Below are 14333 nucleotides of genomic sequence, written 5' to 3' on the forward strand. Positions count from 1 at the left end.
GTCGGCCTCATCGAAGGAATCGCCCCGCCCCGGTTGCGCCGCGACCGGGGTTTTCGAAAGGCATGGACACGTCCTATTCCTGTCTCGGTCCCTGCGGGGCAATGTGGTTCGGAAAGGCAGTGGCGAGGAAGGCGACGGCCGCCTCCAGTGCCTTTTCCCGCGTAGTGCCGTCGCCCATCGTCAGGCGCAGCCACAGGCCTTCGAGCAGCGTGCAGAGGGCAAGCGCGACCGCTTCCGGCTGGAAGGCATAGCCGCCCTCCGCCTTGAGGCCGGCGCAGAGCGAAATCACCGTCTCCTGATACTTGACGTCGCGCGCCCCGCAGAGCGCCTGGTAGGTCGGCCGCGACTTCGCCTCGCCCCAGAAGGCGCACCAGGCCGCCAGCTTGCGCCGCGTGCAGATCCTTCGGTCGAAATCGGCATGGACGAGGGCCCAGAGGCGGGCCGCCGGGCTGGCCCCCGCCTTTTCCAGCGCCGCGTTCCAATGGTCCGAATATTCCTCGGACATGAACTGCAGCGTGGCGACGAGCAGGTTTTCCTTGCTCTCGAAATGGAAGTTCACGATGCCGCGGGAAAGGCCGGCGCCATCGGCGACGTCGGCAAGCGTCGTGTCGGAATAGCCGCGCTTGGCAAGCGAATCGATCGTCGCCTCGATGAGCTGTTGCCGGCGCGTCGCCTTTGGGGCCTTGCGTACCCGTTTCTCGCCTTCGCCCGAGCCCTGTTCAGCCCCGCCTGCCCGCATCTTCGCCGTCACCCTGCCTTGCTTGCGCGCAGAAGAGCGGGACAATGCTCCCCGCTGTCAAGAACCTTCTTCGCAAGCCGGGCGGCAGATACCGCTCAGCCGGACGGCGCGTGCGAGCCATAGGTGCGGAAAAGGCGGCGCAACGCCTCCGTCCCCTCGCCCGCGATATCGAACCGGCGGCCGAACAGCAGCCATTCCGAGCAGAGCCCCTTGATGACCCAGCGCAGCATGGACGCGGCCGAACGGGGCGTCCAGCAGGCGCAGAGCTGGCCCTGCCGCTCGGCCTTGGCGAAGGCCGCCTCCAGCGTCTGCATGTGCTCGTCGTCGATATCGTTCTGGCGCTCGGAGATGCGGGCGAATTCGCCGGTGGCGTCGCAGCGCAGGAGGATCGACAAGATGCGCTGGCGATGCTCGTCGGCGGCCAGCAGCTCCAGCCATTCCTTGCCGACCCGCTCCAGAACGGCGAGCACGTCGACATTCTCCGCCTCCAGCTCGCGGGCGATCAGGTCTTCCTGCGGCAGGGGAAGCGAATTGTAGAGTTCCAGCACGAGGTCCGCACGGTTGGCGAAGTGCCAGTAGATGGCGCCGCGGGTCACCCCCGCGGCGCGCGCCACATCCTCCATGGAGGCATGGGCGACGCCTTTCTCGTAGAAGACCCGTTCCGCCGCCAGCAGGATCTGCTGGCGGGTTTCATTGGCCTCTGCCTTGGTCCGGCGCATGGCGGTCTACTCCGCCGGGCTTGCGGCCGGAGCCGGCTCCTCCTTCTTCTTCCCGTAGCCGAACAGCTTCATCACGAAGACGAAGAAGACGGGCACGAAGAAGATGGCGAGCACCGTGGCGGTGATCATCCCGCCCATGACGCCGGTGCCGATGGCGCGCTGGCTGCCCGAGCTTGCGCCCGTCGCGATGGCGAGCGGCAGCACGCCGAGCGTGAAGGCGAGCGAGGTCATCAGGATCGGGCGGAAGCGCAGGTGGCAGGCCTCGATGGTCGCCTCGATCAGCGACCTGCCGTCCTGCATCAGCTCCTTGGCGAACTCGATGATCAGGATCGCGTTCTTGGCCGAAAGGCCGATGATCGCGATGAGGCCCACCTTGAAGTACACGTCATTCGACATGTCGCGGAGCGTCACCGCGATGACCGCGCCGATGACGCCGAGCGGCACGACGAGGATGACGGCGAGCGGGATCGACCAGCTTTCATAGAGCGCCGCAAGGCACAGGAACACCAGGAGGCACGACAGCGCGATGAGGATCGGCGCCTGCGAGCCGGACTGGATTTCCTGCAGCGACTGGCCCGTCCACTCGTAGCCGAAGCCCGGCGGCAGCTGGGCGGCAAGCCGCTCCATCTCGGTGATCGCATCGCCCGAGGAGAAGCCCGGCTTGGTGTCGCCGCTGATGCGGATCGACGGATAGCCGTTATAGCCCACGGTCTGCGTCGGCGCCTTCACCCATTCCGCGGTGGCAAAGGCCGAGATCGGCACCATGCCTCCCTTGGAGTTGCGGACGTTGAGGTTGAGGAGGTCCGCAACCTGCATGCGTTCGCTCTGGTCCGCCTGCACCGTCACGCGCTGCATGCGGCCGGCATTCGGGAAGTCGTTGACATAGGTCGAGCCGAGATTGGTCGAGATCGTCGAGTTGATGTCGGCGAAGGTGACACCGAAGGTGTTCGCCTTCTCGCGGTCGATCACGATATTGACCTGGGCCGCGTCCGGCATGCCGTCGAAGCGCACGCCCTGCACGACATTGCTCGTGGCGGAAAGGCCGATGAGCTGGTCGCGCGCGGCGGCGAGCGCAGCCGAGCCGAGACCTGCGCGGTCCTGCAGACGGAAGGAGAAGCCACCCGTCGTGCCGAGACCCTGGATCGGCGGCGGCGACAGCGCGAAGCTGATCGCATCCTTGATCTGGCTCATCGCCATGGTCGCGCGGCCGGCGATCGCCTGTGCCGCGTTATCCGGCCCGCGCTCGCTCCAGTCCTTCAGCGTCACGAAGGCAAGGCCGGCGTTCTGGCCCGCACCGAAGAACGAGAAGCCGTTGATGCCGACGATGGTGTCGACCGCCGGCTCCTGGCCGAAGATCTTCTCGGTCTGCGTCAGCACTTCGTCCGTGCGGTGGCCGGTCGCTTCCGAGGGAAGCTGCATCATGACGATCACGAAGCCCTGGTCCTCATCCGGCAGGAACGAGGACGGCAGCTTGGTGAACATGTAGCCGAGGCCCGCGAGGATCGCGAGATAGATGATCATGAAGCGTCCGGCGCGGCGCACGAGCCAGCCGACGGACCCGCTATAGCCCCGCGAGGTGCGGTCGAAGCCGCGGTTGAACCAGCCGAAGAAGCCGCGCTTTTCGTGATGGTGCCCCTTCGGAACCTGTTTCAGGAAGCTGCCGGCGAGCGCCGGGGTCAGCGACAAGGCGAGGAAGGCCGAGAACAGGATCGACACGACCATCGTCAGCGAGAACTGCTGGTAGATGACGCCGACCGCGCCGGGGAAGAAGCCCATCGGGATGAACACCGAGGCGAGCACCAGCGTGATGCCGATGACGGCGCCGGTGATCTGCTTCATCGCCTTGCGGGTCGCCTCCTTCGGCGGCAGCCCCTCCTCCGACATGATGCGCTCGACGTTCTCCACGACGATGATCGCATCGTCCACGAGGATGCCGATGGCGAGCACCATGGCGAACATGGTCAGGACGTTGATCGAGAAGCCCATGGCATACATGACGGCGCAGGTGCCGAGCAGCGCGACGGGCACGACGAGCGTCGGGATGATCGTGTAGCGGATGTTCTGCAGGAACAGGAACATCACGAGGAACACGAGGCCGACAGCTTCGAGCAGCGTGTGCAGGACCTTCTCGATCGAGACCTTTACGAAGGGCGAGGTGTCATAGGGGATCGAGTATTCGAGGCCCGGCGGGAAGAACTGCGCCAGCTCGTCCATGCGCGCCTTGATGGCTTCCGACGTCGCCATGGCGTTGCCGGTCGGCGAAAGCTGCACGCCGATGGCGGCGGACGGCTGGCCGTTGAGGCGCGTCGAGAACGAATAGGTCTCGCCGCCCACCTCGATGCGCGCGACGTCGCGCAGGCGTACGGCCGAGCCGTCCGCATTGGCGCGCAGCACGATGGCGCCGAATTCCTCCGGCGTCGTCAACTGGCCCTTGATGTTGACGGGGGCTGCGATCTGCTGGGTGATCGGGTTCGGCTGGGCGCCGATGCTGCCGGCGGCGATCTGCGCGTTCTGCGCCTGCACGGCGGCGGTCACGTCCGCGGCCGTCAGATTCAGGCCGAGCATCTTGGCCGGGTCGAGCCAGACGCGCATGGAGCGCTGGGTCGCGAAGAGCTGCGCACGGCCGACGCCGGGCACGCGCTGGATTTCCGACAGGATGTTGCGGTTGAGATAGTCGCCGAGGCTGATGGCGTCCATCGAGCCGTCGGTGGAGGTGAGCGAGACGATCAGCAGGAAGCCGGAACCGGCCTCCTCGACCTGCACGCCCTGGCGGCGGACCGAGTCGGGAAGACGCGGCTCGACGCGGCTGATGCGGTTCTGCACGTCGACCGAAGCCTGGCTCGGATCGGTGCCCGGCGCGAAGGTTATGTTGATTTCGGCCGAACCGGCGGCGCTCGAGGTCGACTCGAAATAAAGCATGCCGTCGACGCCGTTCAGCTCATCCTCGATGAGCTTGGTGACGCTCTGGTAGGTGTCCTGCGAGGACGCGCCGGCATAGGACGTCGAGACCGAGATCTGCGGCGGGGCGACGTCCGGATATTGCGCGATCGGCAAGAGCGGGATGGCGATGGCGCCGGCGATCATGATGAAGATCGCGACGACCCAGGCGAAAATCGGCCTGTCGATGAAGAAACTGGGCATCGTCCGGATCCTTACTTCGCCTGCTCGGTCTTGGCGGCATCGCCGCCTTCGGCCTTGTCAGCATCGCCGGTCTTGGCGGCGCCTTCGCCGCCCTCGGCCTTGCCGGCTTCCGCCGGGGCAGCGCCCTCGGCCTTGGTGTCCTTTTCCGCGGCCCCCTCTTCGGCGGGCTTCTTGGCGGCATTGGCGACGGCGTTCGGGTCCCATTCGGACGGCACGACCTCGGCGCCCGGCTGGACCTTCTGGAAGCCCTCGACGATGATCTTCTCGCCGTCCTTCAGGCCGTCGGTGATGACCCAGCGCGTGCCGGCGGCACGGCCGACGCGAACCGGACGGGGACCGGCCTTGTTGTCGGCGGAAACGACGTAGACGAGTGCGCTGCCCGAGGCGTCGCGCTGCACGGCCTGCTGCGGCACGAGAACAGCACCCTTCTCGATGCCCTGCTCGATCTGCACGCGCACATACATGCCCGGCAGGAGATCGCCGTCGGGATTCGGGAATTCGCCGCGCAGCGTCACCTGGCCGGTCGATTCGTCGACGGCGGCCTCGGAGAACAGCAGCTTGCCCGGCTGCGGATAGGCGGAGCCGTCGTCGAGCACGAGCTGGACGTCGGCCGAATTGTTGTCGGCCATCAGGTCGCCGTCCTGCAGCGCCTTGCGCAGGCGGATGAGGTCGGTCGCCGACTGGGTGAAGTCGGCATAGACCGGATCGAGCTGCTGGATGGTCGCAAGGTTCTCCGTGCCGTTGGCCGAAACCAGCGCGCCCTCGGTGATGAGCGCGCGGCCGATACGGCCGCTGATCGGCGCCTTCACCTCGGTATATTCGAGGTTGAGCCTGGCCGTCGCAAGGCCGGCCTCGGCGATCGCGACATCAGCGTCGGCCTGCGCCAGCTTGGCGATGGCGTCGTCATAGGCCTGCGCGGACGCGACGTTGGATTTCTTGAGCTGCTCCTGGCGGACGGTGTCGTTCTTCGCCTGGGCCTGCACGGCCTTGGCGCGGCGCAGCGTCGCCTCGGCGCTTTCGACCTGCACCTTGAAGGACGCCGGATCGATCCGGTAGAGAACGTCGCCTTCCTTGACCAGCGAACCCTGCTCGAACACGCGCTCGACGACGATGCCCGAGGCGCGCGGGCGCACTTCCGCCGTGCGCGTTGCCGCGATGCGGCCCGGCAGGTCGTTGGTGATCGGCACGTCCTCGGCCTTGACGGTGATGGTGGCCACCTGCGGCGGCGGGAAGCCGCCCGCTCCCTGCGGCGCCTGTTCGTCCTTGCAGCCGGCGAGAATCATGAGGGCGCCAAAGGTCGCAATCGAAATCGGTCTCGTAAAACGCATGGGTTCTTCCATAAGCGATATCGGCCGAAGGCCGGAAAGGAGCTGAAAACGTAAAGATGCGGTGATCGCTGGACCACCGCATCGCAACATACAAACAAGGCTGTATGTTAGTTTCTGTCTTTTGACAATCGAAGATAGCCGCGTGAAAGGCAGCAATCCACCCCGATCACAAACTTGTGATGAGGGGCCTCAACGTATCGCTCGGCCATCCGCGTCGAAACGATGCGTCTGGCCCGCCGCGGGTGTGGCGAAGACCACGTCGTCGACCGAATAATGATGTTCGCCGAACAGGCGGACCGTGAGGGCGCCCACCTTTTCCGATTCGAGATAGACGATCGTGTCGGCGCCGAGATGCTCGACATGCACCACCTTGCCCTGCCATTCGCCGCCCTCGCGCGACAGCGTGATGTGCTCCGGGCGCACCCCGACGGTCCTCGCGTCGGCGACGCCGAGGCGCGCCGCGTCGATGAAGTTCATGCCCGGCGAGCCGATGAAGCCGGCGACGAAGAGGTTGGCCGGACGGTTGTATAGCTCCATCGGCGAGCCGACCTGCTGGATGACGCCGGCATCGAGGACGACGATCCTGTCCGCCAGCGTCATCGCCTCGACCTGGTCGTGCGTGACGTAGATCATGGTGGCCTTCAGCTCGCGGTGCAGCCTTGCGATCTCCAGGCGCGTGTTGACGCGCAACGCCGCGTCGAGGTTCGACAGCGGCTCGTCGAAGAGGAAGAGCTTCGGCTCGCGCACGATGGCGCGGCCGATGGCGACGCGTTGGCGCTGGCCGCCGGAAAGCTCCGCCGGGCGCCGGGCGAGATACTTCTCCAGCGACAGCATGGCCGAGGCCTTGTCGACGCGCTTGTCGATCTCCGGCTTCGGCGTGCCGGCCTGCTTGAGGCCGAGGCCCATATTGTCCTTGACCGACAGGTGTGGATAGAGCGCGTAGGACTGGAACACCATGGCGATGCCGCGCTTGGCCGGCGGCACCGTCGCCACTTCCGCCCCGTCGATGGAGATCGAGCCGGACGTCGCGTCCTCGAGGCCGGCGATGATGCGCAGCAGCGTGGATTTGCCGCAGCCCGAGGGGCCGACAAAGATGACGAACTCGCCGTCCTTCACGTCGAGGTCGATGCCTTTGATCACATCGACATTGCCGAAGGACTTGCGTACGGATTTGAGTTGAAGAGAGCCCACCCGATATCCCCTTTAGAGCTTGACCGGCTGACCGGTTCTGACACTTTCGTCGGCGGCGAGGCAGATCCTGAGAGACTGCACCGCATCGTCCATGTGCCGTGAAAGATCGATGTCCTCACGGATCGCCTTCAGCACGAAGGCCTGCTCGCGGTCGCACAGTTCCTGGTGGCCGGGCTCGCCCGCCATCTTCAGGTCCTCGTCCGGCGACAGGAATCTGCCGTCCGGCCCGGTCGCCGCGTTGTGAAGGCGGATGACCGCCGTCTTGGTATGCGTGTCGATGTCGTCCGACTTGGCGTTCGGGTCCATGACGATGGAGACCGAGCCGTTCGGCGACATGACGTCCTTCACGAAGAAGGCCGTTTCCGAGATCATCGGGCCCCAGGCCGCCTCGTACCAGCCGAGCGAACCGTCGTCGAACAGCACCTGGAGATGGCCGTAATTGTACATGTCCGGCGCGATCTCGTCGGAGAGGCGCAGGCCCATGCCGCGCACCTCGACGGGCCTGGCGTCGGTGATCTGGCACATCACGTCGACATAGTGCACGCCGCAGTCGACGATGGGCGGCGTTGTCTGCAGCAGCGCCTTGTGGGTCGCCCAGGTCGGCCCGCTCGACTGCTGGTTCAGGTTCATGCGGAAGACGTAAGGCCCGCCGAGCTTGCGCGCCTCGTCGATGAGCCGCATCCACGAGGGATGATGGCGCAGGATATAGCCGACGATCAGCTTGCGGCCGTTGGCCCGCGCGCAGGCGACGACGCGCTCGGCATCGGCGACCGTTGTCGCCAGCGGCTTTTCCACGAAGACATGGGCGCCCGCTTCCATCGCCGCGATGGCGAATTCGGCATGGCTGTCCGAATAGGTATTGATCGAGCAGAGCTCCGGCTTCAGTTCCTTCAGCGCCTCCGGGAAGGACGGCAGGATCTCGTAGCCTTCGAGGCCTTCCGGAACGGCGACCTTCGAGCGGTTGACGAGGCCGACGATCGTAAAGCCCGGATTCTCGTGATAGGCGAGCGCATGGCTCCTGCCCATGTTGCCGAGGCCGGCGGAAAGGACACGGATGGGGGTCATGGCAGAACTCACTTTACAGCTCCCGAGGTGATGCCGCGGATCAGTTGCCGCGAGAAGACGAGGTAGAGGACGAGGACGGGGAAGATCGCCAGCGACAGCGCCGCGAGCACCGCGTTCCAGTTGGTGACGAACTGGCCGATGAAGATCTGCGAGCCCAGCGTCACCGTCTTGGTCGCCTCGCTCGGCGCCAGGATCAACGGGAACCACAGGTCGTTCCAGATCGGGATCATCGTGAAGACGGCGACCGTCGCCATGGCCGGCCGCACCAGCGGCAGCACGAGGCGGAAGAAGATCGCGTATTCCGAAAGCCCGTCGATGCGGCCGGCGTTCTTGAGATCGTCGGAGACGGTCCGCATGAATTCCGACAGGATGAAGACGGCGAGCGGGATGCCCTGCGCGGTATAGACCAGCACCAGCGCCGTCAGCGTGTTGACGAGGCCCGTCGCCACCATGCCCTGCAGGATCGCGACCGTGCCGAGGCGGATCGGGATCATGATGCCGATGGCCAGATAAAGGCCCATCATCGTGTTGCCGCGGAAGCGGTATTCCGAAAGGGCGAAGGCGGCCATGGCGCCGAACAGCAGCACCAGCGCGATGGCGACCACCGTGACGATGAAGCTGTTCTGGAAGTAGGTGGCGAAATCCCCCTGCCCCAGCACCGTATAATAACCGACGAGGTCGAAGGTCTTGGCGGTCGGAAGCTGCATCGGATTGCGGAAGATCGCGTTGCGATCCTTCATCGAATTGATGAGCGTCAGGAACACCGGGAAGACCGAGACCAGAGCATAGGCGATCAGAGCGAGGTGAACGAAGGACGAGCGGGCGAGCGAGGTGCGTGCCTTGTTGGACATGTCGGGCCTCCGGTCAGAACTGGTAGCGACGCATGCGCCGCTGGATCACGAAGAGATACAGCGAGACGCCGGCGAGGATGATGAGGAACATGACCGTCGCGATCGTCGCGCCCATCGAGCGGTCGCCGAGCTGGAGCTGGAAACCGAAGAAGGTGCGGTAGAGCAGCGTGCCGAGAATGTCGGTGGACTTATCCGGCCCGGCCAGCGCGCCCTGCACGGTGTAGATCAGGTCGAAGGCGTTGAAGTTGCCGACGAATGTGAGGATCGAGATGATGCCGATGGCCGGCAGGATCAGCGGCAGCTTGATCTTCCAGAACTGGCTCCAGCCCGTCACGCCGTCGCATTCGGCGGCCTCGATCACCTCTTCCGGGATGTTCAGCAGCGCCGCATAGATCAGCATCATCGGAATGCCGACATATTGCCAGACGGAGATCAGCGACACGGCGATGAGCGCCGAGCCGGGCTTGCCGAGCCAGGGCGAGAACAGCGACTTCAGGCCGACGAGGTCCATGAGATAGGGCGAGACGCCCCAGATCGGCGAGAGGATCAGCTTCCAGATGAAGCCGACGATCACGAAGGAGAGCAGCGTCGGCAGGAAGATCGCCGTGCGGTAGAAGGCGGCGAAGCGCAGCTTGGGCAGCGACAGCATGGCCGCGAGCGCCACCCCGATCGGGTTCTGCACCAGCATGTGGATGACGAAGAAGACGAAGTTGTTCCTGAGCGCGTTCCAGAAGTCCGCCGCCCAGCGCTCGTCGCCGAACAGCACCATGAAGTTGCCGAGGCCGACGAAGGTCGACTGGCCGTCCACGACGTTGAACAGGGACAGGCGCAGCGTCTCGATCAGCGGCAGGATCATGACCGCCGAATAGACGATGAAGGCGGGCAGCAGGAAAACGCCGATATGCCAGCGCATGGGGCGCTTGATCGGCTCTGCTGCATCACGGGAAGAAGGTATGTCGCTCATGGCCCAGCTGCCCCTCCGGTTGTTGTTCGTTCGGTTTTGCATGCGCGAATGCCGTGCGCGGCAGCCCGGCCGCACATGACGAATTCAGCATACACGATAGTGACGGGGTCGCTGCCCCAATCTGCCCTTCGGCAGCCTCTGTCCACCGGGACGAAGAGGCGATGCGGCAGGCGCGTCCGCAATGTCCGGCCGCGCCGCCCGGGGTCCCTCCCCCCGCGCATGAGCGGGGAGAGGACCGGAGCGGGAAAGCCCGCTCCTCAAGCAGAATCCGGTAGCCGGAGCGAAGGCTTACTTCGCCGGCTTGTACCAGCTGTCGAGGCCCTTCTGGAGCTTTTCGGCGGCCACTTCCGGCGTGTCGGTGCCGTTGATGACGTTGGCCGATTCCGTCCAGGTCTCGTTTTCGAGGTTCGGCGTGCCGCGCGACAGGATCTGGTAGGTCGAGCGGATCGTCGGCTGGCACTTCTCGCGCCAGGAGACGAATTCCTGCGCCAGCGGGTCGTTCATCTTCACGGCCGTCGAGTTCAGGCTGAAGAAGCCCGGCAGCGAGTTGGCGTAGATGTCGGCGAATTCCGGCGATGCGACGAAGCTCAGGAATTTCTTGGCCGCGTCCGCATTCGGGCTCTTGGCGTTGAGGCCGACGCCGATGTCGTTGTGGTCCGAGATGTAGCAGGTGTCGCCGGCATTCTTCACCGGCGGCGGGAAGGCGCCCATCTTGAACTGCGCCTGCGTGTTGAACAGGCCGATTTCCCACGAGCCGGCCGGATAGATGGCGGCCCTGCCGAGCGTGAAGAGGTTCTGGCTGTCCGGATAGGTCTGCGCCTCGAAGCCGTCGCCGAGATAGTCCTTCCACTTGGCCAGGACGCGGTAGGGCTCGACCCAGCCTTCGTCGGTCAGCTTCTGCTCGCCCTTGATCAGCGCCTTGCGGCCTTCCTCGCCCTTCCAGTAGGTCGGGCCGATGTTCTGGTAGCCCATGGTCGCGGCTTCCCAGAGGTCCTTCGTGCCCATGGCCATCGGGATGTAGTTGCCGTCCGCCTTGATCTTGTCGAGCATGGCGAAGAATTCGGCTTCCGTCGCCGGCGGCGTGATGCCGAGCTGCTCGAAGGCGTCCTTGTTGTAGATGAAGCCGTGAATGACCGAGGCCATCGGCACGCAGAAGGTCTTGGAGCCGTCGTCCGTCGTCCAGGCCGACTTGGCGACGTCGGAGAAGTTCTCCATGCCCGGCAGGTCGTTGAGAGCGGCCAGATGACCCTTGTTAAAGAGTTCGAGCGAGGCGTCGAACGGACGGCAGGTGATGAGGTCGCCCGCCGAGCCGGCGTCCAGCTTGGCGTTGAGCGCGGCATTGTACTCGGTCGGCGCGGTCGGTGCGAAGACGACCTTGATGCCCGGGTTCTTCGCCTCGAAGGCCGGGATGATCTTTTCCTGCCAGATGGCGAGGTCGTCGTTGCGCCAGCTTTCGACCGTCAGCGTGACGTCCGCCGCCTGAGCGATCCCGGCCGTGCCGAGGATGCTCGTGGCAAGAAGCAGACCTTTGATAGCGTTGCGTGTCATTGCATTCTCCCCTTTTATGCGCCGCAGCGCGTTTTGAGACCAGATTATCCGATGGAATTGAGGGCGCGGCGAAGGCTCTGCCCCGACCGCTCCAGTGCCGCCTGCGCGGCGCCGGGATCCTCCGCCCCCGCGGCCAGAAGCACGGCCGCCTTGACCGAGCCCCCGGAGCGCGCAAGAAGGCGCTCCGCCTCGTCGAGCCCGACACCCGAAATGTCGGAAACGATGCGGCAGGCGCGTCCTTTCAATTTGATGTTGTCGGCCTTGAGATTGACCATGTGCCCGTCATGGACATGGCCGAGATGGATGCCGACGAGCGTCGAGAACAGGTTGAAGGCGATCTTCTGCGCCGTGCCGGCACCCATGCGCGTCGAGCCGGAAATCACCTCCGGCGGGGTCTGCAGAAGAATGGAGACATCGGCGCCCTTAAAGAGCGGCGCGCCCGGATTGTTGACCATCGCGACGACGCGGGCACCCTTCTCCTTCGCATGGGCGGCCATCGCCAGCGCATAGGGCGTGCTGCCGCTCGCGGAAACGCAGATCACGCAGTCCCTCGGCCCGACGCCCGCGGAAACGGCATCGCTCACGGCGAGATCGCGGTCGTCTTCATAGCCGCCGGCAAGGTCGACGAGGCTCGCGGCACCGCCGGCGAGCAGGATGACGATGCGGTCATGCGCGATGCCGTAGGTGCCGGGAAGCTCCAGCGCATCCGCCATGGCCATGAGGCCGGAACTGCCGGCGCCCGCATAGACGAGGCGGCCGCCGGCAAGAAGCGCATCGGCGGCAAGGCGGGCGGCGGCGGCGATATCGGAAAGCGCGGCATCGACCACGGCGGCCGCGGCCTTCTGCCCATCCGCAAGCACTTTCAGCGCGTCCACGGGCTGACGTTCGTCCAGCCCGCTCGCCTGATCATGCCTGCCCTCGGTCCTGCCTGCGGCCATGTCGTTTCTCCTCTGGCCGAAATTAATGCCAAAAAAATACCAATTGTCCATAGGAAATTAATTTATGAGACCACTTTTTTGGCCTCAAATATTTTAACATATAAAAATCAGCTATTTACGCAAAAGCTGATTTTCGATACCACCATACCCCTTGGTTAATGGTATTTTTTTGGTATCGTTGTGCTCGGAGGTGCCCATGACTGACTATATTCTCGGTATCGACGGTGGGGGAACGAGCTGCCGCGCGGCGGTGGCGCGGCCGGACGGCATCATCCTGGGTCGCGGCAAGAGCGGGGCGGCCAATATCCTGACCGATCCCAACAACGCGATCATCTCCATCACGGAAGCGGCAAAAGCCGCCTATCGCGACGCCGGGCTCGACGAAGCCGGCGTCAACGGCGCCTCGGCCTTTCTCGGCCTTGCCGGCACCAATGTCGGCGACCTTACCCGCTACGTGCACGACCGCCTGCCCTTCCGCCACACCGACATCGACAGCGACGGCCTGATCGCCCTGCAGGGCGCGATCGGCGACGGCGACGGCGCCGTGGCGATCCTCGGCACCGGCTCCATCTACATGGCGCGCCGGAAAAATACCGTCCGCTATATCGGCGGCTGGGGCTTCACCGTCGGCGATCTCGGCGGCGGCGCACGGCTCGGCCATGCGCTTCTCCAGGAGGCGCTGCTCGCCCATGACGGCGTGCATCCGCGCTCGGGCGTCACGGACGCCATCCTGGAGGAATTCAAGGGCGACCCGCGCGGCATCGTCGAATTCGCACGCCTCTCCAAGCCCGGCGATTTCGGACGCTTCGCCCCCGTCCTCTTCGACCATGCCCGCCGGGGCGACGCCCAGGCGATCGCCATCGTGAAGGCGGGCGCGGCGACGGTGAACGAATCCCTCGACGCCATCATGGCGCTTGCCGGCGAACAGCGCCTCTGCCTGCTCGGCGGCCTTGCGCCGATCTATCCGGAATGGCTATGCGTACGGCACCGCTCGATCCTCGTCGAGGCCGAGGCCGATGCGCTGACCGGCGCCGTGGCGCTCGCCGCCAAGGGCTACCGGCAAAGAACGGGAGCGGCCGCATGAGCACGCCCCTTTCCGCCATCCTGACGCCGGAAAGCCTGCAATCGGGCGTGCCCGGCCCGCTCTACCTGAAGCTCCGCCAGACGCTGGAGGACGCCATCACCTCCGGCAAGCTGAATTACGGCGACGCGCTGCCGGCGGAACGCGACCTTGCCGACCATGCCAATGTCAGCCGCGTTACCGTGCGCAAGGCCGTCGACGACCTCGTCAAGGACGGCCTTCTGGTCCGCCGCCACGGCTCCGGCACCTTCGTCGCAAAGCCGGTCTCCAAGGTGCAGCAGTCGCTCTCGCGTCTCACCTCCTTTACCGAGGACATGGCGCGGCGCGGCCTGACGACGCGCGCCGAGTGGATCGACCGCGGCCTCTTCCACCCCTCGCCCGACGAGATGATGATGCTCGGCCTGCCCGCCGACGCGCTCGTCGCCCGCCTCGGGCGCCTGCGCGTTGCCGACGACATGCCGCTCGCCATCGAGCGCGCCTGCATCTCCGCCGAGTTCCTGCCCGATCCCATGCAGGTGCAGGGCTCGCTCTACGCCGCGCTCGAAAAGCGCGGCTGCCGCCCGGTGCGCGCCGTGCAGCGCATCTCCGCCTACAACATGAAGGACCCGGACGCCTCGATGCTCGGCGTGCCGCCGGGCGCGGCGGGCCTTTCCATCGAGCGCATCTCCTATCTGCGCACCGGCCGGGTCGTCGAGTTCACCCGCTCCATCTACCGCGGCGACGCCTACGATTTCGTCGCCGAACTGACGCTGTCCGACACGTGAGCGT

General features: G+C 65.5%; 12 protein-coding genes. 2 read left to right on the plus strand and 10 right to left on the minus strand.

Annotated elements, in window-relative coordinates; all coding sequences use genetic code 11:
• Positions 1–73 precede the first annotated feature (73 nt).
• The 10 genes from ACZ1A1_RS08030 to ACZ1A1_RS08075 form a co-directional block, all read right to left on the minus strand.
• A complete protein-coding gene (locus ACZ1A1_RS08030) occupies positions 74–739 on the minus strand; it encodes a TetR family transcriptional regulator C-terminal domain-containing protein (RefSeq protein WP_463619544.1) in 666 nt (221 codons plus the stop codon).
• 95 nt (positions 740–834) lie between these two features.
• Entirely contained in the window at positions 835–1458 is a 624-nt protein-coding gene (locus tag ACZ1A1_RS08035) for a TetR family transcriptional regulator (RefSeq protein ID WP_313192796.1), read from the minus strand.
• Between the two features lie 6 nt (positions 1459–1464).
• Complete coding sequence (locus ACZ1A1_RS08040) at positions 1465–4599, minus strand: efflux RND transporter permease subunit (protein WP_313192795.1); 3135 nt, start codon at positions 4597–4599, stop codon at positions 1465–1467.
• A gap of 11 nt (positions 4600–4610) precedes the next feature.
• On the minus strand, positions 4611–5927 hold the full coding sequence (locus ACZ1A1_RS08045) for an efflux RND transporter periplasmic adaptor subunit (protein ID WP_463619457.1): 1317 nt from the start codon (positions 5925–5927) through the stop codon (positions 4611–4613).
• Between the two features lie 189 nt (positions 5928–6116).
• Positions 6117–7118 (minus strand): ABC transporter ATP-binding protein, encoded by a 1002-nt coding sequence (locus tag ACZ1A1_RS08050; protein WP_463619458.1) that lies wholly within the window; start codon positions 7116–7118, stop codon positions 6117–6119.
• 12 nt (positions 7119–7130) lie between these two features.
• Positions 7131–8183 (minus strand): Gfo/Idh/MocA family protein, encoded by a 1053-nt coding sequence (locus tag ACZ1A1_RS08055; RefSeq protein ID WP_463619459.1) that lies wholly within the window; start codon positions 8181–8183, stop codon positions 7131–7133.
• An 8-nt stretch (positions 8184–8191) separates the two neighbouring features.
• On the minus strand, positions 8192–9034 hold the full coding sequence (locus ACZ1A1_RS08060) for a carbohydrate ABC transporter permease (protein ID WP_463619460.1): 843 nt from the start codon (positions 9032–9034) through the stop codon (positions 8192–8194).
• 13 nt (positions 9035–9047) lie between these two features.
• Positions 9048–9998: a carbohydrate ABC transporter permease gene (locus ACZ1A1_RS08065; protein WP_313192790.1), complete on the minus strand. Its 951-nt coding sequence runs from the start codon at positions 9996–9998 to the stop codon at positions 9048–9050.
• A gap of 288 nt (positions 9999–10286) precedes the next feature.
• Positions 10287–11546: an ABC transporter substrate-binding protein gene (locus ACZ1A1_RS08070; protein WP_415215875.1), complete on the minus strand. Its 1260-nt coding sequence runs from the start codon at positions 11544–11546 to the stop codon at positions 10287–10289.
• Positions 11547–11590: 44 nt separating this feature from the next.
• Positions 11591–12484 carry an N-acetylmuramic acid 6-phosphate etherase gene (locus tag ACZ1A1_RS08075; protein WP_463619461.1) on the minus strand — a complete coding sequence of 298 codons (894 nt, stop codon included), beginning with the start codon at positions 12482–12484 and terminating at the stop codon, positions 11591–11593.
• A gap of 196 nt (positions 12485–12680) precedes the next feature.
• Here ACZ1A1_RS08075 and ACZ1A1_RS08080 point away from each other — a divergent pair, with 196 nt between their 5' ends.
• Positions 12681–13568, plus strand: a complete 888-nt coding sequence (locus tag ACZ1A1_RS08080) for a glucosamine kinase nucleotide-binding domain-containing protein (protein ID WP_463619462.1) — start codon at positions 12681–12683, stop codon at positions 13566–13568.
• On the plus strand, positions 13565–14329 hold the full coding sequence (locus tag ACZ1A1_RS08085) for a GntR family transcriptional regulator (protein ID WP_119256016.1): 765 nt from the start codon (positions 13565–13567) through the stop codon (positions 14327–14329). The genes ACZ1A1_RS08080 and ACZ1A1_RS08085 overlap by 4 nt, the downstream gene beginning before the upstream one ends.
• The last annotated feature ends 4 nt before the right edge of the window (positions 14330–14333 follow it).

The organism is Shinella sp. R2-11, assembly GCF_055330205.1.

Excerpts from the sequence above, each read along its gene's own strand:
- ACZ1A1_RS08030 (WP_463619544.1), bottom strand. The coding sequence starts at position 739 with ATGCGGGCAGGCGGGGCTGAACAGGGCTCGGGCGAAGGCGAGAAACGG.
- ACZ1A1_RS08035 (WP_313192796.1), bottom strand. The coding sequence starts at position 1,458 with ATGCGCCGGACCAAGGCAGAGGCCAATGAAACCCGCCAGCAGATCCTG.
- ACZ1A1_RS08040 (WP_313192795.1), bottom strand. The coding sequence starts at position 4,599 with ATGCCCAGTTTCTTCATCGACAGGCCGATTTTCGCCTGGGTCGTCGCG.
- ACZ1A1_RS08045 (WP_463619457.1), bottom strand. The coding sequence starts at position 5,927 with ATGCGTTTTACGAGACCGATTTCGATTGCGACCTTTGGCGCCCTCATG.
- ACZ1A1_RS08055 (WP_463619459.1), bottom strand. The coding sequence starts at position 8,183 with ATGACCCCCATCCGTGTCCTTTCCGCCGGCCTCGGCAACATGGGCAGG.
- ACZ1A1_RS08060 (WP_463619460.1), bottom strand. The coding sequence starts at position 9,034 with ATGTCCAACAAGGCACGCACCTCGCTCGCCCGCTCGTCCTTCGTTCAC.
- ACZ1A1_RS08065 (WP_313192790.1), bottom strand. The coding sequence starts at position 9,998 with ATGAGCGACATACCTTCTTCCCGTGATGCAGCAGAGCCGATCAAGCGC.
- ACZ1A1_RS08070 (WP_415215875.1), bottom strand. The coding sequence starts at position 11,546 with ATGACACGCAACGCTATCAAAGGTCTGCTTCTTGCCACGAGCATCCTC.
- ACZ1A1_RS08075 (WP_463619461.1), bottom strand. The coding sequence starts at position 12,484 with ATGGCCGCAGGCAGGACCGAGGGCAGGCATGATCAGGCGAGCGGGCTG.
- ACZ1A1_RS08080 (WP_463619462.1), top strand. The coding sequence starts at position 12,681 with ATGACTGACTATATTCTCGGTATCGACGGTGGGGGAACGAGCTGCCGC.
- ACZ1A1_RS08085 (WP_119256016.1), top strand. The coding sequence starts at position 13,565 with ATGAGCACGCCCCTTTCCGCCATCCTGACGCCGGAAAGCCTGCAATCG.